The organism is Paenibacillus sp. 01T442, assembly GCF_056398345.1.
On sequence record NZ_JBFTPF010000001.1, the window covers coordinates 431,678 to 455,115 of the forward strand.

20 protein-coding genes are annotated in these 23,438 nt (G+C 46.2%); 18 read left to right on the forward strand and 2 right to left on the reverse strand.

Annotated features, from left to right (window positions below):
• The first annotated feature begins 2 nt into the window (after nt 1-2).
• From AC1DLM_RS01810 to AC1DLM_RS01860, 11 genes are all read left to right on the forward strand, one after another.
• A complete protein-coding gene (locus AC1DLM_RS01810; protein WP_477568893.1) occupies nt 3-1,148 on the forward strand; it encodes an ABC transporter permease in 1,146 nt (381 codons plus the stop codon).
• A 23-nt stretch (nt 1,149-1,171) separates the two neighbouring features.
• Nucleotides 1,172-2,224: an ABC transporter ATP-binding protein gene (locus tag AC1DLM_RS01815; protein WP_477568894.1), complete on the forward strand. Its 1,053-nt coding sequence runs from the start codon at nt 1,172-1,174 to the stop codon at nt 2,222-2,224.
• Nucleotides 2,217-3,236: an ABC transporter ATP-binding protein gene (locus AC1DLM_RS01820; RefSeq protein WP_477568895.1), complete on the forward strand. Its 1,020-nt coding sequence runs from the start codon at nt 2,217-2,219 to the stop codon at nt 3,234-3,236. The genes AC1DLM_RS01815 and AC1DLM_RS01820 overlap by 8 nt, the downstream gene beginning before the upstream one ends.
• Nucleotides 3,229-3,798, forward strand: a complete 570-nt coding sequence (locus AC1DLM_RS01825) for an HAD family hydrolase (RefSeq protein ID WP_477568896.1) — start codon at nt 3,229-3,231, stop codon at nt 3,796-3,798. The genes AC1DLM_RS01820 and AC1DLM_RS01825 overlap by 8 nt, the downstream gene beginning before the upstream one ends.
• Nucleotides 3,799-3,832: 34 nt before the next feature.
• Complete coding sequence (locus tag AC1DLM_RS01830) at nt 3,833-4,882, forward strand: LacI family DNA-binding transcriptional regulator (RefSeq protein ID WP_441987788.1); 1,050 nt, start codon at nt 3,833-3,835, stop codon at nt 4,880-4,882.
• 10 nt (nt 4,883-4,892) lie between these two features.
• Nucleotides 4,893-5,990: a Gfo/Idh/MocA family protein gene (locus tag AC1DLM_RS01835; RefSeq protein WP_441987789.1), complete on the forward strand. Its 1,098-nt coding sequence runs from the start codon at nt 4,893-4,895 to the stop codon at nt 5,988-5,990.
• A complete protein-coding gene (locus tag AC1DLM_RS01840) occupies nt 5,987-6,706 on the forward strand; it encodes a ThuA domain-containing protein (RefSeq protein WP_477568897.1) in 720 nt (239 codons plus the stop codon). The genes AC1DLM_RS01835 and AC1DLM_RS01840 overlap by 4 nt, the downstream gene beginning before the upstream one ends.
• 89 nt (nt 6,707-6,795) lie before the next feature.
• Nucleotides 6,796-7,566, forward strand: a complete 771-nt coding sequence (locus AC1DLM_RS01845) for an MgtC/SapB family protein (protein WP_477568898.1) — start codon at nt 6,796-6,798, stop codon at nt 7,564-7,566.
• 36 nt (nt 7,567-7,602) lie between these two features.
• A complete protein-coding gene (locus AC1DLM_RS01850) occupies nt 7,603-8,355 on the forward strand; it encodes a glycerophosphodiester phosphodiesterase (RefSeq protein WP_477568899.1) in 753 nt (250 codons plus the stop codon).
• On the forward strand, nt 8,352-10,952 hold the full coding sequence (locus tag AC1DLM_RS01855; RefSeq protein WP_477568900.1) for a DUF5054 domain-containing protein: 2,601 nt from the start codon (nt 8,352-8,354) through the stop codon (nt 10,950-10,952). The genes AC1DLM_RS01850 and AC1DLM_RS01855 overlap by 4 nt, the downstream gene beginning before the upstream one ends.
• Nucleotides 10,953-11,122: 170 nt before the next feature.
• Nucleotides 11,123-12,577 (forward strand): LamG domain-containing protein, encoded by a 1,455-nt coding sequence (locus tag AC1DLM_RS01860; RefSeq protein ID WP_477568901.1) that lies wholly within the window; start codon nt 11,123-11,125, stop codon nt 12,575-12,577.
• A 272-nt stretch (nt 12,578-12,849) separates the two neighbouring features.
• On the opposite strand, the gene AC1DLM_RS01865 is transcribed toward AC1DLM_RS01860, so the two are convergent.
• Nucleotides 12,850-13,329, reverse strand: coding sequence for a hypothetical protein (locus AC1DLM_RS01865; protein ID WP_477568902.1), 480 nt, complete (start codon nt 13,327-13,329; stop codon nt 12,850-12,852).
• Nucleotides 13,330-13,605: 276 nt separating this feature from the next.
• On the opposite strand from AC1DLM_RS01865, the gene AC1DLM_RS01870 reads away from it, so the two are divergent.
• Together AC1DLM_RS01870 and AC1DLM_RS01875 are read left to right on the forward strand one after the other, a co-directional pair.
• Nucleotides 13,606-14,865, forward strand: coding sequence for an MFS transporter (locus AC1DLM_RS01870; RefSeq protein ID WP_477568903.1), 1,260 nt, complete (start codon nt 13,606-13,608; stop codon nt 14,863-14,865).
• 21 nt (nt 14,866-14,886) lie between these two features.
• Nucleotides 14,887-16,113 (forward strand): MFS transporter, encoded by a 1,227-nt coding sequence (locus AC1DLM_RS01875; protein WP_477568904.1) that lies wholly within the window; start codon nt 14,887-14,889, stop codon nt 16,111-16,113.
• Between the two features lie 148 nt (nt 16,114-16,261).
• Here AC1DLM_RS01875 and AC1DLM_RS01880 read toward each other — a convergent pair whose 3' ends face one another.
• A complete protein-coding gene (locus tag AC1DLM_RS01880) occupies nt 16,262-17,125 on the reverse strand; it encodes an EcsC family protein (protein ID WP_477568905.1) in 864 nt (287 codons plus the stop codon).
• Between the two features lie 194 nt (nt 17,126-17,319).
• On the opposite strand from AC1DLM_RS01880, the gene AC1DLM_RS01885 reads away from it, so the two are divergent.
• The 5 genes from AC1DLM_RS01885 (at nt 17,320) to AC1DLM_RS01905 (ending at nt 23,032) form a co-directional block, all read left to right on the forward strand.
• A complete protein-coding gene (locus AC1DLM_RS01885) occupies nt 17,320-18,600 on the forward strand; it encodes an ABC transporter substrate-binding protein (protein WP_477568906.1) in 1,281 nt (426 codons plus the stop codon).
• Nucleotides 18,601-18,682: 82 nt separating this feature from the next.
• A complete protein-coding gene (locus AC1DLM_RS01890) occupies nt 18,683-19,579 on the forward strand; it encodes a carbohydrate ABC transporter permease (RefSeq protein WP_477568907.1) in 897 nt (298 codons plus the stop codon).
• Nucleotides 19,576-20,421 carry a carbohydrate ABC transporter permease gene (locus AC1DLM_RS01895; RefSeq protein ID WP_441987802.1) on the forward strand — a complete coding sequence of 282 codons (846 nt, stop codon included), beginning with the start codon at nt 19,576-19,578 and terminating at the stop codon, nt 20,419-20,421. The genes AC1DLM_RS01890 and AC1DLM_RS01895 overlap by 4 nt, the downstream gene beginning before the upstream one ends.
• 83 nt (nt 20,422-20,504) lie before the next feature.
• Nucleotides 20,505-21,329, forward strand: a complete 825-nt coding sequence (locus tag AC1DLM_RS01900; RefSeq protein WP_441987803.1) for a response regulator transcription factor — start codon at nt 20,505-20,507, stop codon at nt 21,327-21,329.
• Entirely contained in the window at nt 21,326-23,032 is a 1,707-nt protein-coding gene (locus tag AC1DLM_RS01905) for a cache domain-containing sensor histidine kinase (protein ID WP_477568908.1), read from the forward strand. Before AC1DLM_RS01900 ends, AC1DLM_RS01905 begins: the two co-directional genes overlap by 4 nt.
• The last annotated feature ends 406 nt before the right edge of the window (nt 23,033-23,438 follow it).

A 23,438-nucleotide genomic window follows, 5' to 3' on the forward strand; every position in this document is an offset into this window, starting at 1 on the left:
CTATGAAACCAATAACATCAATAGGAAATCAAATATCGACCAGATTCAAGCGTCCCAAAAACAACGATGTCTACTACAGCTCACAGTGGCGTCTTATTTATCGCAGGTTGAAAAAACATAAATTAGCTCGTGTCAGTTTAATTATTTTAGGCTTATTCTACCTAGCTGCTATCTTTGCTCAGTTCATTGCACCTTATGGATTACAAAGCTATGACAGTAAATATGTCAATGCGCCCCCTACGAAGTTGAGCTTCAAGGATGCGGAAGGCCATTTTCATATGAGACCATTTGTTAATGAGCTCAAATCAGGCAGAGATCCTGTTACACTGCGGAAAATGTTTGTGCAGGACGAAAAGGTTCGTCATCCGCTGCGTTTTTTGGTAAAAGGGGAAAGCTACAAATTTCTCGGTTTGATCCCAACGAAGACGCACCTATTTGGTGTAGATGAGCCCGGTCGTATCTTTCTTTTCGGTACAGATGGCATGGGGAGAGACTTATTGTCGCGTGTTGTTCTGGGCAGTCAAATTTCATTAAGTATCCCGCTCATTGGCGTGTTTATAAGCTTCGTCTTAGGCTTGTTTATCGGAGGCATCTCCGGGTATTTCGGTGGATGGATTGACTCCGTTATTCAGCGGTTCATTGAAATCATTCGTTCCTTTCCAACGCTTCCTTTATGGATGGCCTTATCCGCTGCCATACCAGCCCGCGTTCCCGTAGTGACCATGTATCTGTATATCGTCATCATCTTTGCATTTATTGGTTGGACGGATTTAGCGAGGGTTGCGAGAGGGAAGTTCATTTCGTTAAAGAATGAAGAATATGTATTAGCAGCTAAAATCGCAGGTGTTGGCGACGCTAAAATTATTATAAAGCACCTTTTGCCTGGATTTATCTCCTATTTGGTTGTGGCGACGACACTTGCCATCCCGGGTATGATTCTGGGGGAGACAGCCATGAGTTTTCTAGGACTTGGCATACGATCTCCTGCGACCAGCTGGGGTGTATTGCTTCAGGAAGCACAGCAAATTGAGAATATTGCTTTGTATCCATGGAAGCTAATCCCTCTCGGATTTGTCATTGTTACCGTATTAACGTTTAACTTTCTAGGCGACGGTTTGCGTGATGCAGCTGATCCATACAAGAAATAAACTAAGGTAAGGCGGGGAATGTCATGACAAAAGCTGTTATTGATTCACAATCCGAACTACCCCTACTGTCTGTTCAAGACCTCAAGATACATATCCAGATGGATAATGGGGAAATGAGGGCCGTAGATGGCGTTGATTTTGATATAAAAAAAGGGAAAACGCTTGGACTTGTTGGCGAGTCTGGCTGTGGGAAAAGTTTAACCAGCAGAGCGATTATCTCCATTAATCCGAAAGAGTGCGAAACTTCCGGTAAAATTGTGTATCACTCTACGTCGGAGAAGGCGTTAAATGAATTAAATTTGTTATCGCTTGATACAAAGGGCAAGCAGATTCGATCCATTCGCGGCCGGAAAATTGCGATGATCTTTCAAGAGCCGATGACGGCATTTTCACCGATGTATACGATTGGCAATCAGATCATGGAATCGATCCTCATTCATCGTACCAAAGATAAAAAAGAAGCGAAAAAAATTGCGCTTGAGATGTTAAGTAAAGTGGGCATTTCAGATGAAGCCAAAAGATTTGACCAGTATCCGCATGAATTTTCGGGTGGTATGCGTCAGCGAGCCATGATCTCCATGGCTTTATCCTGTAATCCGGAATTGTTAATTGCCGATGAGCCGACGACTGCGCTCGATGTCACCATTCAAGCCCAAGTGATGGAGCTTATGAAGGGGCTTCAAAAAGAGTTTGGCATGGCAATTCTGCTTGTAACGCATGATCTAGGCATTATTGCAGAGATGTGCGATGAAGTAGCTGTCATGTATTTAGGGAAGATTGTCGAGCAATCGACTGTTGGTGAAATTTTCAAAAATCCCAAACACCCCTATACCAAAGGCTTGCTCAATTCAATGCCTAAATTAGCTGGCAACCGAAATAAACGGTTAGAATCGATTGAAGGTACCGTTCCGATGCCGATCAATATGCCTCCGATGTGCGGTTTCTATGACCGGTGTAAGGATCGGATTGAAGGGGTATGCAACAAACAATCGGTTCCCAAAACACGAATTTCTGATAACCATATGGTTAGATGTTTCCTTTACACGAAGGAAGGTGAGGAGCGTACCTATGTCTAAACCTATTTTGAAAGTAAACCATCTAATCAAAAACTTTGAGGTCAAAGATAAAAACAAATTGTTTGCTAGACCTTCATCCGTCCGTGTGTTGAACGACGTTTCTTTCGAACTTATGGAGGGAGAAACGCTAAGTATCGTCGGTGAATCAGGCTGTGGGAAAACAACGCTAGGCCGTTGTATCGTAAGGGGAATGAATGCTTCCTCTGGGGAAGTCATTTATCATACGGAAGGTGATGAGCAAGTCGATTTTCTAGGCCTTCGCGGGAAAGAATTCAAGAAATTCAGAAAAGATATTCAGATGATCTTTCAAGATCCGTATTCCTCACTAAGTCCGAGAATGAGTGTGTATGACATTATTTCGGAACCGCTGCTCGCCAACTTTAAGCTAACGAAAGCGGAGCTGGATGAGAAAGTTACCTTAATTGCTGAAAAGACGGGGCTGAATGTCAGCTACCTGAAGCGTTATCCGCATGCCTTCTCCGGAGGACAGAGACAGCGTATCGCGATTGCGAGGGCACTTATTTCCCAGCCTCGACTTATCGTTTGCGATGAAGCGGTATCGGCCTTGGATGTTTCGATCAAAGCACAAATTATTAATCTGTTGAAGGATCTGCAGAAGCAGCTTCAGATTACGTATATTTTCATCTCGCATGATTTATCTATCGTTCAAAATATTTCTGACCGTGTAGCGGTGATGCACTTGGGCCGGATTGTCGAGTTAGCACCTGTGGATGCACTATTTCAATCACCTAAGCATCCCTACACAGAGGCGCTTCTATCGGCCGTACCTGAGCCTGACCCAGATTATAAGAAGGACCGTATCATTCTAGAAGGTGAAGTACCGAATCCGGCCAATCCTCCGAGCGGGTGTCATTTCCATCCTAGGTGCATGTACAAGACTGACAAATGTGTGAAAGAAGAACCAAAGCTGCAGGATGTAGGCAACAATCATTACACGGCTTGTCATTATGCTGACCAATTAAACTTAAGAGGTGTCGCTGCTCATGTATAAACCAACAACGAAGGACCATATGCCGATTGATCCCCATGCGAAGAAGCTAATTGTTTTCCTAGACTGTGGAGATACCATTATTGATGAAGGAACCGAAATTAGAGATGACCACGATATTGTGATTAAAGCAGATCTGATTCCTGKGGCTGATGTGATGGTGAGGACACTTGCTGAACGTGGCTATATACTGGCTCTTGTAGCTGACGGCAGGGCGCAATCGTTCAAAAACATGCTAACGGATCATGGCTTGTATGATTATTTTACCACGATGATTTATTCCGAAACGATTAAGGACTCGAAACCAAGTCCTCGTATGTTTAAAGCCGCGATGGGTGCGCTGGAACTCACGGAGCAGGACTGCTCCAGAATCGTCATGGTTGGTAATAACCTAAGCCGTGATGTGAAAGGCGCCAATCAAATGGGGATCACGAGCATCTTCTTGAGCTGGACGTCAAGATATCCGAAGGTGCATGAAGACGAAAGTCAAAGACCTGCCTATACCATTAGCAATCCGGTAGATTTAATTGACTTGGTCGAGAAGCTTAATGCACAATTGGAATAAACGGACATTGTAACGAAGGGATGTTTACCCGAACATGGCAAAAATTGATGATGTTGCAAGGCTAGCGAAAGTCTCCAAAGGGACAGTTTCTAATGTCTTTAGCCAAAAAAGACCGACAAGCAACGAAGTCAGAGAGCGTGTGATGAGTGTTTCTAGACAATTAAATTATGTCCCTAATCATACTGCGCGAAGCTTGGTTACCAAGAAAACGATGGCCATTGGCTTAACCATACCGCACGGCAGCTTCTTCTTTAGTGCATTTCATACGCAGTTTATCAACGGGGTCATTCTGGAGGCAGCTTATTATGGGTATAGGGTCCTGTTAGATATTATTCCTGTACATGAGGTGAAAACGCCATTTTTGACGAGTTATCCGATCGATGGTGCTGTTGTGATGAGGCCTACAGCCAATGATGAACGGATTAATCTCATGCATATGGGACAGATCCCTTTTGTGACGGTGGGTCATGTGATGAATGAAAACATAGAACATTCTACAAGTGTAGATAACGATAATGTACAGATGATGTCCAATATTTGCGAGTATTTAGTTGGCAAAGGCCATAAAGATATTATGTTTTTGAATGCGAATGAGCATATGACCGTATCGATTGATCGCAAAGCTAGCTTCATTGAAGCCATGAAGGTTCATGGGCTAGATGTAGAGGAGCACATGATTCATCATAAGCCTCCTGAGCTGAACTCGAGTGAATACATGGATTATGGCTATGAAGAGACGATTGATATTCTCGGTAAGCAGAAGAAAAAAGTAACCGCGATTATTGCCGATGATGACCGTACCGCATTCAGTGTTCTTAATGCCATTAAGGATCTTAATCTTAGTGTTCCTGGAGATGTCTCTATCTTTGTGATATGCGGAGATAACTCGATGATGGTGCAATCGAACCCGTCTTTGACGAGTATGGATTTGCAGCCATCCGAATTAGGTGCCCAATCTGTCCGATTGTTAATGCATCAATTAGGTGTGCTGCAAGGTGATTATGATGAAAATATCATTGTTGAAGGCAAAATTATAGAGCGAAATTCAGTCTCGACGATTGGTCACGAGGAAGATCGCAAATAAGGGAGCGAACATGATGAGTACTAAACAATGGCGTGTAGGCATTATTGGCCTTGGCGGTATCGGTGATTACCATATGAACAATCTTGCGAAAATTGCCAATACCAACGTTGCCGCCATCTGTGATGTGAATGCGAAAGCGGTGGAACAGGTCGGTGAGCGGCTGAATTTGCCAGCTGAGAAGCGATACACGGATTATCGAGCCCTCATAGCCGATCCTGACATCGATTTCATCATTTCAGGGGTATCCAATAAATTTCATTGTGACATCTTGAAAGTGGCGATTGCATGCGGTAAACCGATATTTTCGGAGAAGCCTTTTACCCGAACCATGGAGGAAGCGGATGAATTAATAGCCTTGTATGAGCAAAATCCGATCCCCTGCATGATTGGATTTTCATATCGGTATAGACCTTGCTTCCAATACGTGAAGCAGCTCGTTACGGACGGTGCTTTAGGCCGGATCCGACATATCGCTGCGCATTATTTACAAGAAGAGAACGCGCCAATGTTTAACAAAGCGTACACATGGCGATTTAATAAAGCCATGGCGGGATCCGGCATTTTAGCGGATATCGGCTCGCATATGGTGGATGCGGCGCGCTTTTTTGTAGGCGAATTTACGCAGGTGTCAGGTATGATGACCACATTCACGGATCGCCGGTTGGATAAGCGAACGGGGGACTACGCCGAAGTCGATGTGGATGATTTTACTGGCTTCCAGTGTGTACTAGAAGGCGGCGTGATGGGGTCATTTTATACGCATAAGAATGCGATTGGTACGGGTAATCAATTCAACGTTACCTTGTTTGGGGACTTGGGGACGGTCCGAATGTCAGTCGAGAAGCCGAATGAAGTTCATTTGACGCTCAGATCGGGCGAAAATCTACAACTGACCGAATCTGTCATTCACCTGGATGAGAAATCGGTGAAGCCGATGCTGCAGGACTTTGTAGATTATTTGGAGCAAAAGAACTCTTCTTCGCTCCCGACTCTTATCGATGGATACCGTAACCAACAAGTGCTGCAAGCTATCATAGATTCAGCGCAAGACGGCGTAACGAGAAGCTTATCACACCATTCATATGTGAAAAGGGAGGAGCTCGTATGATCCGAGTCACGATATGGAATGAATTCCTTCAGGAGCAAAGGAAAGAAGAGGTAGCTCGGATCTATCCCAAAGGCATGCATGGAGCTATTGCTGATGGCATTCGTCAGGATGGATTTGAAATAAGCTGTGCAACCTTCAATGAGCCTGAGCATGGGTTAACCCAAGAAAAGATGGATCAGACGGATGTTCTTATTTATTGGGGACACGTTGAGCATAAGGGCTTTCAAGATAACGTCGTTGATCGTATATGCAAACGTGTACATGAGGGTATGGGGCTGGTCGTACTTCACTCTGGTCATCATTCCAAATTGTTCCGCAAACTGATGGGCACTTCCTGTGATCTTCTATGGAGAGAAGCGGACGAGAAAGAGCGATTGTGGGTCATGGATCCCTCCCATCCAATCGTAGAGGGKATTGGACCGTATATCGATTTGGAAGAAGAGGAAATGTACGGAGAGCATTTCGATATTCCTACACCGGAGGAATTAATCCTTGTCAGTTGGTTTCAGGGGGGAGAAGTGTTCCGCAGCGGATGCACGTATCGTCGCGGCCAAGGGAAAATCTTTTATTTCCGTCCAGGCCATGAGACGTATCCTACCTACCACAACAAAGATGTGCAACGCGTCATTGCCAATGCTGTGAAATGGACAGCCCCGATTCTAAGGGAAAAGACGTTTTATGGGCATCACGCGCCCCTTGAGGAAATCAAGAAGTAGTGAGTTCGTTGCAGATAAAGCTTCTTTCATGGTGAAAGAAGCTGTTTGTCTTGCGAATTCAGTCACATACAAGAAGGAAGTGGCCCGGCATGACGGCAACAGCAAGTATTTGGACCATTAGTCACGGAGAACTGCTTTTGCGACTGGTGATGGCCGTTCTCATGGGGGGAGCCGTAGGGATCGAGCGGGAATTGCATAACCATGCGGCAGGATTCCGGACACATATTCTGGTCTGTTTGGGATCTACTACGATCATGCTTCTCTCGATATACGGATTTTCTCAATTTGTGAATGAACCGAATGTTCGGCTAGATCCGGCGCGACTCGCGGCTCAAGTGATCAGTGGTATTGGATTTATCGGCGCTGGTGCTATTTTGCGGAATGGCTCGGTCATCAGCGGCTTAACGACAGCAGCTTCGATTTGGGTCGTAGCCGCCATTGGTTTGTGCATTGGTGCCGGCTTTCAATATGCAGCCTTTTGCTGCACTGCTCTTCTATTGATCAGTCTGCTGGTCCTGAATAAATGGGAGAAATATCTCATGCGCAACCGGCGAAATCAAGAGTTGTCGATTAAAACCCGGAATAACCMGATCGCCCTTGGTCAAATCGTCAATACGCTCATAGAAGAGGGACTTCAAATCGTCAATGTGAAAATGATTCGACATGAAGCAGCGACGGCTACGGATGACTTGGGAGAAGCTTCGATCTTGCATATCCAGTTCGTTCTGAACGTTCAGAACCCTGTCAAACTCATTTTGGCAATGGAACGGATACGCGCCTTAGATTTTGTAATTGGGACAGAGTCCGATGTAAGATCATTGGATAACATCGGTCGAGTAGTCAGTCAGGCGCATTCCTAGAAAGGGGATGCCAACTATCCTAGGTTGAGGTGAAAGATGTTGAAGACATATCCCTTACTAACGGCACATACGGGGTGTATGGGCACACCTGATAATAGTTTGCTTTCCATAGAAACAGCGCTACTTAGCGGGGCAGATATTGTGGAAGAAGATATCTTAATCACCTCCGACGGGGTCCTTGTGCTTTCTCATGATGATCTTGTTTATTCGCTAGATGGAACCTTGTTTAAGATTTCTCAAATGCGTTTTGCTGAACTTAGTCAGTTGGATATCAAAGCCCATAACGGGTCACCTGGCGAAACGATGCGCATCTTATCTTTGGAGTCAGTTATTCCCCTATTGCAGGCTTCCGATAAGAAAATGAATCTGGATGTGAAATCGGATGCCTGCATTGAACCTGTTGCCCGATTCGTTGAAAAGAACAGATTAGTGGAGAGGATCCTTCTAAGCGGATGTGAAACCGATCGTGCCAAACAAGTTAACAGAACGGATCATCGCTTACGCAAATTGCTGAACGTAAAGGCTTCCTTATTTCAAGCCAAAAATGAGATGGAAGCCGTTCAAATTAGTTGCGAGGACGCTTTGAGCGCGAATTGCTTTGGTCTCAACGTGAACTATCGTGTTGTAGGGCCCGAGGTCCTTCAGGCTGCAAAAGATCACGGTCTTGATGTGTACATCTGGACGGTCAATACAGAAGCGGAGATGAAGCATTTTATTGAAATGGGCGTTCAATCTATCACTTCTCGAAATATTTCGGCTTTGGTGCAAGTAAAGAAGGGGGATAGATGATGAATACGAAGCGAACAGTGAGGCAACTAGAGAAAATATATGTTGTTTTTAAAACTCACGTAGACTTGGGTTTTACGGATTTGGCCAGTAACGTCGTCTCCCAATATAGAGAAGAGATGATGAACGACGTTCTAGCAGTATGTGAGGACACAAGGAAGGATGGACCGGACCACCATTATGTATGGACACTGCCTGCATGGATGCTGAAGGAATGTTTGGATACGCCGGATATGGATAAAAAGGAAAGAATGGAGGCCCTGATTACGAACGGACAACTGCGTTGGCATGGGCTTCCCTTTACGACACATACGGAGTTTTGCGGCACCGAAGAATATATCAGGGGATTATACATCTCGGAAAAGTTACGTGATCACTATGGACACACGGCTATTTCCGCCAAAATGACGGATGTCCCCGGTCATACGTGGATGCTGCCTACCTTATTGAAAAATGCAGGCATTGAATTTCTGCATCTAGGCGTAAATGCTTGTTCATCACCGGTTGATTTGCCTCGGCTGTTTCATTGGGAAGGTCCGGATGGCAGCAGGGTCTTAACTTATTATTCCAAAGGGGAATATGGCACAGACCTGACGCCGCCTGAGGACTGGCCCTATCCCATTTGGATAGCGCTGCTGCAAACGCAAGACAACTATGGTCCGCAGGATGGCTCTGTGGTGCAAGACTTGTTGGATGAGATTGCGAGTAAGTATCCGGATACCGAGGTGAAAATCGGGACGATGGACGATTTTACACGCGATTTTGTGGCCAGGGATTATCCAGATATCCCAGTGATTCGCAAGGATTTAGCCGATACCTGGATTCATGGGGTTGGAACGTATCCCGAGGAAGTGTCCCGTGTACGGAGGATGCGCTCGGATATTGCAACACGGGAAAGCTTAGCAACGCTCGAGCAGCTGCAAAGCATCCGTGGTGGTGATGATCATAAGAATGCCATAGCGGAGGCTTATGAACACACGCTGCTATTCGGCGAGCATACGTGGGGAATCGATATTAAATCGAATTTATTGCCTGGCCGCAACAGCCAGCGCGCTTTTGGGAAAGCTGCGATTCAGAAAGACCGTGCCATGTTTCCGGAGTCCTATCTTAAGACGGAGGCTTCTTGGGCCGAACAGAAAAACTACATAGATCAAGCTGAGAAAGCGCTCCACGAAGTGCAGCCTTTTACAGCCATAGATTCGAATGTCATTGGTGTGTATAATCCGCTTGCATGGGAGCGGCAGAATGCGAAGATCACGCTGCATAATCATAAGCGGGGTACGCTCACAGATAGAGAAACGAGGGAAGCCTATTTCGTTAATGAAACGGGCGAGGCCTATATTGGTGAATTGGCACCAATGGGGTATCGAACTTTTGAGTATGCGGAAAGCTTGGACGACGTTCTTGCAGGTGCAATCGCGGTGAAAGACGCTGAGAACGCGATATTAGAAAACGATGCGATACGCATCGTGGTCAGCATGCAAACAGGCTGTATAACCAGCTTTTATGATAAGCAGAATCAGAAGGAATGGGCCCTAAATGGAAAGTTCGCGCAATACGAATACGATGTTTACGGGAAAGAGGAGATTTTGGATTTTGTAAAAGCATACAGCTATGATCTCATGGATTGGTATGTAAACGATTTCGGTAAACCGGGATATCCTCGAATCGAGCATAAGCGTTATGGGCTGGAGCTTGCAGATGTTAGGATCTCCAATGGTGAAGGCTGGGGCAGCATTGAAATTGACTTCACGACGCCAAATGAAAGTTACGAGGAGTTTGGAAATGGCGAAGGAATCGGCATCTCGATCCGCTTGGAAGCAAGCCAACCTTTTGCAGATATAAAAGTGGTAGTTGATCGTAAAGCAGCTACTGCGTATGCCGAGAGTGGGCATTTCACGTTCGCACTAAATGCGGATCAGCCGAATTATCGGTTTCAGAAATTAGGCAGCGTCGTCAATCCGCTCGAAGATATTGAGAAAGGTGCGAATTCACGGCTTCACTGCGCTAGTCAATGGGTTGATGTACAGGATGAACAAGTGGGATTAACGATCATTCCTTTCGATACACCGCTATTTTCCATCGGTGAAAAGKGGATTTACCAATATGCCAAAGAAGTGTACGTTCCTGAACAGCCAAACCTACATTTCAACTTATTTAACAATCAATGGGGGACGAATTTCCCGCAATGGATCTGCGGCAGTTTCCAATATGCCTTCCGGATTGTACCTCATGCGGGGGATTGGAGGGCAGGACGCGTACAGCAGCTAGCCGCCGAAGCATGCATGCCGCCTCAGGTGACCGTAGGTTGGAAGCTGGAAGGACCAGCAGGGTATCGTTTCCTGAAAGAGGGCGTAGAGGGGATCCATGTGTTATCCTTCAAAAAAGCGGAGCAAGGCGACGCTTACGTCATACGATTCCAAAACCTGCTCGATATGCACGTAGCGGTGAAGCTTCCATTTACCGAGTCTCTTGCAGATGTGAAGAAATGTGATCTGGTCGAACGTACGAAGGAAACGAAAGTTGAATTTGGTGGAGATCATCTCGCCGTGACCATGAATCCTTTTGAAATTAAAACGTTGAAGCTTTGGTTTGTTTGAAGCGGATGAAGAAACAGACAGCTGGTGTGCAGCTGTCTGTTTTTCTTTTATTAAAAAAACGCTATTCGTATCCAACTTCGTTTGGTAAAATGGCAGTGTCGATATTATCGTAAACACAATTCTTGTTATAATTCAAAGCAATCTATCCGACCGGGAGGAAAAGCTTGACAATGAAACAGACATGGACCAAATTTGCTAGATTCATTCTGGGGGCAGTTTTGCTAGTTTCCAGCGGCTACGCTTTGTTGGGGTATGATGATCAGGCTACCGCTTCTACACCTATTGTTGTAATCTCACCTCAGCAAACAGTCATAACGAACACGACAACGGAAGTCGTCATGCAAGCCCCAATTGGCGCCAAGATTGAGATTTTTGAGGGCGAAGAGATACTGATTAAGAAAGACGTTGAGGGATATTCGGTTGTAAAGATGGCCTTGCCAGCACTTAGCAATGGTGTACATATGCTTACGGCACAAGTGCTAGTAGGCATGGATTGGCATCATTTCACATTGCCTCCTTTCGTTGTTCATCAAAGCGGAGCGTTCACGATCGAAGATATCTCAACGATTGCTTTAGAGTTACCTGATCATCAAGAATGGGATATGAATGGCGATAACGAGTTTGTTCCCCAAGATGAGATTGCCTATTTACTTTCTAGGATGGACCCCATCGCAAATGTAAATCCTATTGATGATCTGAGTGTTGTCCAATCAGCTACAACAGCCACATATGCGACCTTTACGTATAGCAAGCCAGTTGGGGCGACAAGTGTGAGTTTGCTTAGGAAGCGTGCGAGTGACGAAGATTTTATTACAGTAGCGTCGCTAAGCGTTAACGAAGCGACTTATATCGTAAACGGGCTTATGCCGGACACGACATATCAATTTAAATTGGATGTAATAGGTGGCATACATGCGGGAGAGTCGAATGCTGTGTCTGTTGTGACAGCAACAGAGATTCCACCTGTTCAACCAGAGGCTGGGCCTTATCAGGCTTTAGATTTTGATGGTGTCGATGATTATGTGCAAATCACGCATGACGAAATTTATAATTCTTCGTCGTTTACGATTGAAGCTTKGGTGAAACCGGAGGCTTTTAAATGGAAGACAGGAATTGTGTCTAAGTATCAAGAACACAATCAGGCTTCCTTTACGCTTCGATTAAGCGATGGTCCACCTATTTATAATGATTATAATAAAATCAACTTCAGCGATGGAGGGGATCTTGATTCAGTAATCAACCTTGAATTGAATAGATGGTACCATTTGGCAGCTTTATACGATGGAACTTCTCGCACCATGAAGTTGTATATAAATGGCGTACTGGATTCCCAGATAGGGAATGTTGGTTACAGTACAAACTCCTCCCCAATGACCATCGGCGTAGATTTCTTAGATAAGTTGAATTCAAACCAAGCTGCTCGATATTTCAACGGCCAAATCGGTGAGGTCAGATTCTGGACAGTGGCCAGATCAGAAGCTCAAATCCGAGCAGACATGAACAACCATGCTGAAACACAAAATGATCCGAATCTTGCAGGATATTGGACGTTCAAAGATGGAGCCAATGATGAATCCGGCAATGGTCGACATGGATCCATTCATGGTAATCCTGCAACGAATTAAATAGACGACTGCCGATTCATCTTTAGATGCATAAACTACAGCTAATTTGCTTGAATCTGACGTATTTTCGTGAATAGATGGAAAAGGTACATTTAATTTGTATGAAACTTGAAGAAATGAGCACATCGAAGGAATTTACCTACAGGAAATACAGTTAATCTTTCGAATTCGAGAAATCCGCTTCAAATACATGGAGAAAATCCAGTTAAATTGCGGGRAGCAGGTTCCTTACTCATCGCTCATTAACGAAAATCGAGGCTGTCTCTAAAAGTCTAATTGACTTTAGAGACAGCCTCTTTAAACTCATGCCGCTGCAGCATGCAGCCTACTTCTACTGCAGCACCGCTGTTGCCAAATACGTGCGCAGCGAGAGAAGGATCGCCTGCTCCCGCGTGGTATTCCCTTGCGGATCGAGCTTGTTGCCAGCGTCCCCATTCATGATGCCGTAGTTCACAACGAAGTTCATGGCATCCTGCGCCCAACTCGAGATGGAGCTGGAGTCGGTGACTGGTTGTCAATCCGAGCCCGAACGATTGCTTCAACTCAGGCAAGGCCCATGAACTGGCACCAGCAAAGATGTCCGGTACATTCGTAATAACGCCGCCCACTTTCGCAATGAGATCAGATGAAACCGTGATCTTCCCAATATCATCGAGGACGTTTAGTATCAGTGGTTTTACTGAAGGGGAGATTGGATGCCCGAATGAGAGATGTACCCTGCCTGCAGCGGTAAGTGTACGTGCGATCTGCAATTGTACCTAGCTATGTCGGAGAATTCTCCCCTACAATAAGCACAAAGAAAGCGAAATCATTATGGGGGGATTGCAATGATAAATGAAATGAAGTTCTAAATCAGCAATTTTCGAAGGAAATAGATGGAGTTTTTCCATTTAAACTGCATAAGCGACATCTCCAACTCGGCCACGCCACACTCGAACTAAGAATCAACCAACTGTAAAATAAAATTTGAACTTGGGTGCCCTCGCCATGTAAGATAGAGCCATAACAACAAGAAAAAAGGTGCATCTATGTGGACGTATACCGTAAATTTAGTTCGTGATTTATCGCCTAACGTGAAGCGGTTCATTGCGACGGAAAGCTTGTTTGGCGTCGGAGTCGGGATCTCTAGCCTCATCCTTAACTTACATTTATTAGACCTCGGTTTCACCAAAGGCGACATCGGCAAGATAACGTCACTTGGGGCATTGACCATTGGCTTGGCCAGCTTGCCGGCTGGGTTCATCGTGAAGCTTATCGGACGCAAAACGATGCTCGTCATCGGTATGCTCTTGGCATTCCTTGCACTCGTGCTCTTTGGTATCGGGACCAGTATTGTCGCGGTCACCGTCGCGCAGCTTGTGTATTCGCTTGGTATTACAGCGATTTTGAACTCTGAAATTCAATTGATTTTCCAATATTGCCGCACGAAAAAAGAGGAAACAAGTGCCTATTCGCTCTTGTTCGCGATATTTACGTTATTTACCGGACTCGGCACGTGGCTCGGTGGTTATCTGCCCGAATGGATGCCCGGACATACAACGATGTACCAATATGCCTTCTTCGTGGCTGGCGGATGCTTAGGCCTCTCGGGCATATTGCGGGGACTGCTGCTGCCGTCTAGTCATGCCAAGACAGAAGTCAATGTCACCGCAGCAGATGGGAAGAATGACATCGAAGCAGGGAAGCCCTCGGAGCGGCCGAAGAGAAGGCATGCTCTGTATTTCCTGTTGCTGCTTTCTCTGCTGATTTTCAACTCTGGCTTTACGTTCGGGATGCTGAGTCCGTTCTTGAATGTCATCTTGAAATTCCGATTCCAGATGGAGGATGGGAATATCTCCGGCGTGTTGGCGTTGTCCGGATTTTTCTTCTTTATCGGCTCAATCGTCATGCCTTACGTCGTAGAGCGATGGGGGAGCCGCAGGACGTTCGTGTTCCTGTTTCTGTACAACATCGTTGTCGTAGCGCTGATGGCACTCGTCATGCCGACCGCCGTATTCGCTATTCTGCTGCTTATTCGCGGGACGGGCTTCACGATGCTGAACAACTTGATGGACAGCGAATGCATGTCGGCTGTAGCGGAGGAAGATCGCAACCTGTTCGCAGGCATGCGGACCGTCTCCCGCAGCATCGGGAATACGATCGCTTCCTACTGGGCGGGCTACATATTGGCGGGCAATCATTATTCGCTGCCTTTCCTGCTGACCGCGGTAGCTTTGCTTGCCGGGTTTGCCATGTATGCTTGGTTCGTCCAGGGGAAGCTGGATCGCAGACTTCAAGGCCAGACATGATATATGAGGGGAAGTAAAGCCATGCTGGCAAACAGAGTGTTTCAAAAACTAGGCTTACAGATGAGCCCGGCAACTAAGCATAACTTGTATAGTGATTTTGGTGCAGCCTGTTTATTTAGTCTCTTTAATGTGGTCTTTAATCAGTTTTACATCGCACTTGCTATTAGACAAGGGGCTACGAATCTGGAAGTCGGGATTTTGGCAGCCGCTCCGGCGATTGGACTGCTGTTCTCGCCGATTTGGGCAGGGAGAATCGAACAATCGAATCCCAAACCTTTTGTCATCATCCCGAATCTAATTGGCAGGTCGCTATTGTTGCTTCCGGCATTTTTTGGTGCTCCCAGCGTCTATGTGGTGACGGCCATCGTTTTTTACTTACTAATGGGCATACAAGCACCGGCGTATCCTGCGCTAATTACACGCATGTATCAGCCTGAATTGCGCGGCCGGCTAATGGGCTACGTACGAGTGGCCATGGGAGCTATTATGATTCCACTTGCCTACTTAGTCGGTTCGTGGACGGATAAATCAGGACCGAGTGGACCGCTGATCACTGCGGCCATTACAGGTGTTATATCGATTCTTTTCCTAGCCCGCGTTAAGGAGATTGCTTTACCAACGACAGTATCGGCTCGTAAATCCACTTTTAAGGAACAACTCAAGCTTGTGAGAAATCACCGGGAGCTGGTTGTATTTTTTGCAGCAACGACATTGACTGGCTTCGGTAACATATTGGCGAGTCCCCTCTATCAGATCATCCAAGTCAGAGAGCTGCAGTTGAACAACATTGAAATTGCGCTTGCACGTATTTCCTATTATGTGTGTTTATTGGTGGCATATTTCGTTGTTGGTTGGGTGATTGATAGATTCTCTGCGAAGCAAACGTTGGTCTATGGATTAGCGGCGTTCGCGATTGTTCCTTTACTGTATGGGATTTTCGGGAATTATCCTGCTGTGATTATTGGCAGCGGAATCCAGGGAATAGGCGATGCCATCTGGGATATTGGAATTCTTGCCTATATTTTTCGTGTTGTTCCTGGAAGAGAGGCAGTCGTTTTCGGCCTGCACTTAATGCTGTTTGGTATTCGCGGCTCTATCGCGCCATTAATAAGCACGGGTCTATCCGATTACTTGCCGATTTCAGTGTTGTTAATTGCGGCTGCCATTTGCGGGTGCATAGGAATCCTTATCTTTTTGCTGCAAAAAGATAACAAAGAAATGACGGAATCGCTGCCCCGTCACATGTAGGTAAAAAAGAGTGAAGGAGGGCCGCTAACCGTGATTCCCTATTTTAAACGGGTATATGAAGCATGGATCGACTATCCGCGAAGAAGAGGCGAGGTCATTCGTGGCCACTATCAGATTGAACGCTTCCTAGGGATGGGGATGGTTTCAGCTAACCATCGACTTGGGCTTGTAAGCGTTCGAGAACACGCCGCTTGCGATACAGCATTTTCGCGGCTTCGCCTACATCCTTCAGCGTCCCGCGGTTGATCCAAGCGCCGAAGAGAATTCCAGCAATCGGAATGAGCTGAAAGAGCTTCTTCCATCCCCAATTATCGCGGTACGTAGCGAATACCTCGCGCCAGCCCTGAAGCTGAGAGATCATCTGCACACTCTCCTTATCCACAGAGGCATAGTTCGCCAGCTCATCGAGAATGGCCTTTTTGCCCACAATGTCGGAGGATGAGAATTGCAGTACCTTGATCGTGAAGATCCGTTCCTGCTTATCTTTGGGGTCATAGCCATAGCAAATAGCAATTTCCTGAATGGTTTTCAAGGACAGTCCAAGGATGGCTGGAATATCGATTGCGAGTGTGAGGATCCCGCCGATACCCGTCGTTGCGCCTTGCAAGGTAGCGATTTTCGAACGACTTTGGACAATTTCATCAGCGGTCACATCCAAAATCTGAAGAGGTAAAGTAGTACCTACCTTTTCGATCGTAAGCCCTTCAGAATGCTCATCTCGCTCACCTCTACTCCGCTCAAACACTTCTTCAACATGTCGCAGAGTCCCCTTTTCAGAAATCAAATACCGTCCACCTGCTTGCAAATAATTCCCGAGCTCGTCCAAGGCTTCACCTATTTTTTTATTCAAAAACTTCGGCGTTAAGCGGTCCAGCACTTGGAAGGGCAACCGTCCAAGCTTTTCCCAGAACCAAAGATCTTTCTGTTCCGCTTCCCAGGCTTCTATTTCATGAAGAGCTTTGTGCAGCTCAATTGTAGTTTCTGGATGGTGATTGCGTTCAAGATCATTCATGCTATACACAACTCCTTTCTACATCGTATACGTAACTTATTGATTTAGGATGCAGCGGCCCTCAAAAAAGTAAAGTTATTTTCTCATAGCATTCCAAAAAATCTTAGATATTGTGCACGACCACCTTCCGATATACTGAGTATCAGAACCGGTTCGAACGATCAGTAATCAGCATATAACGGGAGGGTCATCCGATGAAAAAAATATCGACGATGCTTGTATCTGTAGGTTTGGCAGCTTCCATGGCGCTCACAGGTTGTGCAAGCCAAAATGCAAGCGATACCAATGCGTCCGCAACACCAGTCACCAAGCAGGAGAAAGTGAAAGTGAGAATGGCTTACTGGAACAAAGAGGATAGCGTGAAGTCGCTGTTAGATTTGATTAAGCAAAAGCTTCCGAATATTGAACTCGAGTACCAATTTATCGATAATAAGCAGTTTGATAACATCGTAGCTACCCAGTTAGCTGCACAATCGGGTCCAGACATCATTTCGGTGAGTCCACCGACCAGTGCCAAGTATGCGAAATTGGGTTATTTGGCAGATTTGAACTCGCTCGCGGATCGCTACAATGATGCAGGGAAAAACGTCTATACGCAAGATGGTAAGCTATATGCGCTCCCTGGAATCAGCTGGTTTGAGGGGATTTTCTATAACAAAGAGATATTTGACAAATATGGCTTGAAACCGCCAACAACATTCGATGAGGAATTGAAATTGCACGAGTCGCTGAAAAAGAATGGCGTGAAGCCGCAAGCCATGGGGGCCAAGTCCTGGGAGCCGATGATGAAGTCTTCGATGGGCCTTGTCATGAACGATTTCTTGTCTAAACCAGAGAACAAAACCTTCGATGTGCAATACGGCTTAGGTCAAAAAATGCTCGAAGGCAGCTGGAACAGTGCACTAGAGAAATGGACGGAGCTAATCAAGCAAGGCTACATCACACAGGATATGCTGGGTGTCGACTATGATCAAGCGCTGGATGAATTCGCGACAGGCAAGGCTGCGATGTGGGAGTCTGGACCTTGGGCTATGGAAGCCATCAAGAAAAAGAATCCGAATATCAAAGTGGATATGTTTCCGTTCTATGGCTCCACGCCAGGAGCAGGCTGGTTAATTGGAGGCCCAGGTGTAGGCTTTGCTGCGAACAGTAAATCGAAGAACGCGGATGCTGTGAAACAGGTACTGGATTTGATCTCCACACCGGAAGGACAGAAAGCTTTCTGGAATGATAACAAGGGCGGCAGCAGCTACTTGAAAGGTGTCGAATTTGAGATGCCTAGCGAATACGAGAGTGTGAAAGCAACCTTCAAAGCGGGTAACGTATATGCGCCGTGGAACAATTGGGGCGACAACGCACAGTCCATTATCGAAGATTATGGAAAACACTTCCAAGAGTTGCTTGGTGGGAAAAGTGATGTCAGCCAAACACTTAAAGCGACAGACAAGAAGACTGCTGAGTTAATGAAGAAATAAATAACAAGGTAATTTCATATTGAAACCTACGGCGGTCCTTTGGCAACACCAAGTGGCTGCCGTAAGTTTTCTAGAGGGGTGGATGGCTGTGCGACTGAAACTGCTGCGAAGAGAATTGAACTATGGCATGCTGATCCTGCCTGCGCTAGTGTTCTATCTCGTGTTCGCCGTGTATCCGTTTCTATCGATGTTCTATTATAGTGTGACGGATTACTCGATTTCCAAAATGACTGACTTGAGCTTCGTAGGTTTCAAAAATTACGAGAGTATTTTCAATAATGATTTGCTGCTCGCAGGTTTCAAAAATTCACTCATTTATGCCCTATTAATGACGGTATTTCAAACGGCATTCGGCCTTGTGCTGGCTGTTTTTCTAGATCGTAAGCTGCTCACGCGCAATGTGCTGCGATCCGTATTTTTTCTTCCTGCGGTTTTCAGCCCGCTGATCATTGGATTTCTATGGAATTATTTGATGTCGACGTCAGATTTCGGCCTAATCAACAATGGTTTGACTGCACTAGGTTTAGCAAAAATTAATTTCCTCGGCGATGCCGATCTAGCACTCTATTCTGTTGTTGTCACGCAGTTGTGGCAGTGGACGGGGTGGGCCATGGTTATTTTTCTGGCTAATCTGCAAAGTATCCCGAAGGATTTGTATGAAGCTGCCGATATCGACGGTGCCTCATCGTGGAAGCAGTTCTGGAAGGTGACACTGCCGCTTATGCAGCCATCTGTTAATGTCGTAGCCGTTACAGCTATGATTGGTGGACTTAAAGTATTCGATATCATCCTTGCCCTAACGGATGGGGGCCCAGGCAATGCGACGCAGACGATTATGACGGCTTATATCAAGACGTCTTTCAATGAAGGTTTTTATAGTAAGGGAGCTGCATCCGGTGTTGTATTCTTCGTTGTTGTTATGTTCATCACGACAGTCATGATGCGCGTACTTGGGAAATGGGGGAAACAAATTCAATGAACATGAAGCTTTCCTCTCGTGAGCGAGCCGTTAATGGCTCTTTCGAAGTGCTATTGATTGTCATTGCTGCTTTATTCTTCATCCCCGTGTATTATCTGATCGTTACGACCTTCAAAACACCGGATGAAGCAACGTTCAGTCCATTGTCTTTGCCTACTCATTTTAACGTAGATAATTATATCTTAGCTTGGAAAACGATGAGATTCCCGCGCGTATTTCTCAATACGCTCATCGTGACGGGGGTATCCGTCGTTGGAATTATTTTGCTTTCTTCTATGGCGGCGTACGCGTTAGCTCGGAGAGTGCATGCGCTGAACAAGTTTATTTTCTACTTATTTCTAGCAGGTATGATGGTTCCGTTTCAAATGGGACTGGTTAGTCTATATAAGCTAATTAACAGCCTAGGGCTGATGGATAACCTCTTGGCCGTCATTGTGGTGAACATTGGGAACGGCTGTGTCATTGCGATATTTTTGTTTCACAGCTTTATCAGCACTTCTGTGCCGCTGGAGCTAGAGGAAGCTGCTTTTATCGATGGGTGCTCGGTGCAGGCGACATTTTGGCGAATTGCTTTTCCACTGCTAACGCCGGTGATTGCGACTGTCGCGATTGTCACGACGTTGAATGTGTGGAACGATTTTATGAATCCGCTGCTGTTCCTGCAGTCGCGAGAAAACAACGTTATTCTACTGGAAGTGTTTCGAAATATCGGACAGTTTTCGGTGGATTGGACTAGCTTGTTCCCGATGTTGCTACTAGGTGTAGCACCACTCCTTGTGTTCTATCTGCTGATGCAGAAGTACATGATTAAAGGCGTGGCGGCTGGGGCGCTGAAGGGATAGGAAGGAAGATGAGAATGGTTTATCGTTTGCCTTATGTACGCTGTTGATCCTGTTTGATAAAATGGAAGCAGGGGGGATTTCACATGTTCCGCATACTAATCGCAGATGATGACAAGATTGAGCGGGAAGGGATCAAGTTCCTGATGGCTAAGTACGCTTTCCCTTTCGACATACTGGAGGCGAAACACGGCAGGGCTGCTTTGGAGTTACTCCAAGCACACGACGTGGACGTGCTGCTCACGGATATCAAAATGCCCTTCATGGACGGGTTGCAATTGGCCCGCGAAGCTAGGGCGCTGAAGCCTCAGCTCAAGATTCTGATTCTGAGTGGACATGGGGAATTCGACTATGCGAAAACAGCGATCTCCCTGCAGGTGTCGAACTACTTGCTCAAGCCTATTGAGCCGGAAGAATTTCGTACGGTCATAGCCGCTGTCGTTCAGCAGTTGCAAGAGGAACAGTCGGCCAAGCGGCAACAGGAGGATTGGCAGAAGGTTTACGAAGCAGGACTCGTCTACCAGCAAGAGAAACGGCTGCGCAACCTGATTCAAGACCATGCGGATGATCCGGATGCGGATTCCCGCAAACGAGCAATCGAAGATGTGCTGCGCATTATTGAGAAGGAATATGAGAAGGATCTGAGCTTGGATTATTTGTCCAAAAGTGTGCATTTATCCGCCAGCTATCTCAGCCATACGTTCAAAAAAGCGACGGGCGTCAGTGTCGTTAAATATATTACACAGTACCGGATGGAGAAGGCGAAATATCTACTTGATCAAAGCAACTATAAGATTAACGATGTGTATAAAATGGTCGGGTTCTCGGATATGTCTTATTTCGGCCTGACATTCAAACAGAGCTTCGGCATCACACCTAAGCAATACAGGGAAAAGGTGCGTCTGCCGTGAAACATCTTCTCGCCTATTTTCGCAACAGCACGGTCAGGAAGAAGCTCATTATTACGTACCTCGTCGTGATTATTATCCCGATTCTCGCTTTGGGGATCTATGCGTATCAATCGTCCAAAGGTTACCTGAAAAAACAGCTCATGATTGGCATGAACCACACCGTTAGCCAAACGGCTCTTAACTTGGATCAGAAGATGGAGAAGTCAGGGAATTTCATTTCTTTCATGGTTTTTAATCCTATCGTGAAAAAGGTAACAGGCTCCGAGCTGCCGGATATTCTCAGTTATACCAAAGAGCTTAACGACAACATCGAGCCGACGATTTGGTATTACATCAACATTAATCGGGAGATGAAAGACGTTCTCTTTTACTCGGATTATACAGGCAAACAGATCGGCAACTTCATCTATCCCAGCGAGGCTGTCCGAAATACCGCGTGGTATCAAGAGGCGAAGAAAGTAAGTAAGACGCAGTGGTACTATGATCAGCAGCAACAGGTGCTTTTCGCTACGCATAACATTCAGAAGAGTGATAATACCACGTTTGCTGGTGTTCTGTACGTGAAGATCGATTACGATAAAATGTTCGAGAAGCTCGACCAGGTCTACGATGGTGAGTACGGTATCCTGATTACGGACAGTAAGCAGCAGGTGATTTATGCGGGGGAGGCAGCTTCCTCCTTAAGCGAAAAAGCGATAGGGGATATTGCAGCTCAAGCTGAAGGGCAATTCCGTATGCAGGGCAAAGAATATTTGATGACGCGCAGCTCGCTCATGAATTCGGGCTGGACCTTCACATATTTTATGCCGACGACGAGCATGATTGTGGATACGAAGGATATTTTGAAAGCGACGGCTTCCATTATTCTGATTTGTATGTTGGTTCTGTTATGTATCATTTGGTTGTTCTCGCGAACCTTGGTGCGGCCGATTCATGCCTTGAAAAAGAAGATCAGCATCGTGGAGAATGGTAACTTCGATGTGCCGATAGTCGCTAATGCGACGGATGAAATTGGGCAATTGACGCAGAGCTTTGCCGACATGGTGAAGAAAGTTCAAGATTCGATTCAGGAAGCAGTCCAAGCACGCATGCTGGAAAAAGAGGCTGAGCTGAAAGCGCTCCAGGCACAGATTTCGCCGCATTTCTTGTATAATACCTTGTCCATTATTAACTGGAAGGCCGTTCAACGAGATGCCATGGACATCAGTGTAGTTGCCAATGCATTGTCTAAATTTTATCGGACGAGCTTGAACAAAGGCAATCACMTCATTCGCATTCGGGATGAAATTGGCAATATCCAAGCGTATCTGGCGATACAGCTCATCATGCATGACGATGAATTCGAAGTCATCTATGAGATCGACGAAGCGGCCTATGATTGTGAGACGGTTAATTTCATTTTGCAGCCGATTGTCGAGAATGCGATCATTCACGGACTGGATGAGAAGGAAGAGGGAAGCAAGCTTCTTCGCATTGGTGTTGAATTTGTCGGGGATGAGATTCATTTCATTGTGCAAGATAACGGCAAAGGCATGGAAGCTGCGGTGCAGGATCGTTTGCTGCATGCGGAAGGCGGCGGATATGGGCTGCGCAATGTGCAAGAGCGAATTCGGCTATATTTTGGCGGGGATTATGGCCTTACCATAGAGAGTAAGCTGGGTGTCGGGACGACCGTGCGTGTCGTGATTCCGATGAAGCGATAGTGACAGCAGGAGGTGAGTGTGCCTTCCTGCTGTTTTTTATGTTTCCGCGGAGGCTGGCGTAGGGGAGATAGTCGACTAACGCGAGTGAAAAAGCGCTCCGCCGCCCGCGTAAGTAGAAAAAATCGACTAACGCGAGTGAAAAAGCGCCCCGCCGCCCGCGTAAGTCGAAAAAATCGACTAACGCGGTTGAAAAAGCGCTCCGCCGCCCGCGTAAGTCGAAAAAATCGACTAACGCGAGTGAATCGGCGCTCCGCCGCCCGCGTAAGTCGAAAAAATCGACTAACGCGGTTGAAAAAGCGCTCCGCCGCCCGCGTAAGTCGAAAAAATCGACTAACGCGGTTGAAAAAGCGCCCCGCCGCCCTTGTAAGTCGAAAAAATCGACTTACAAGGGCGGCGGAACGGTGGT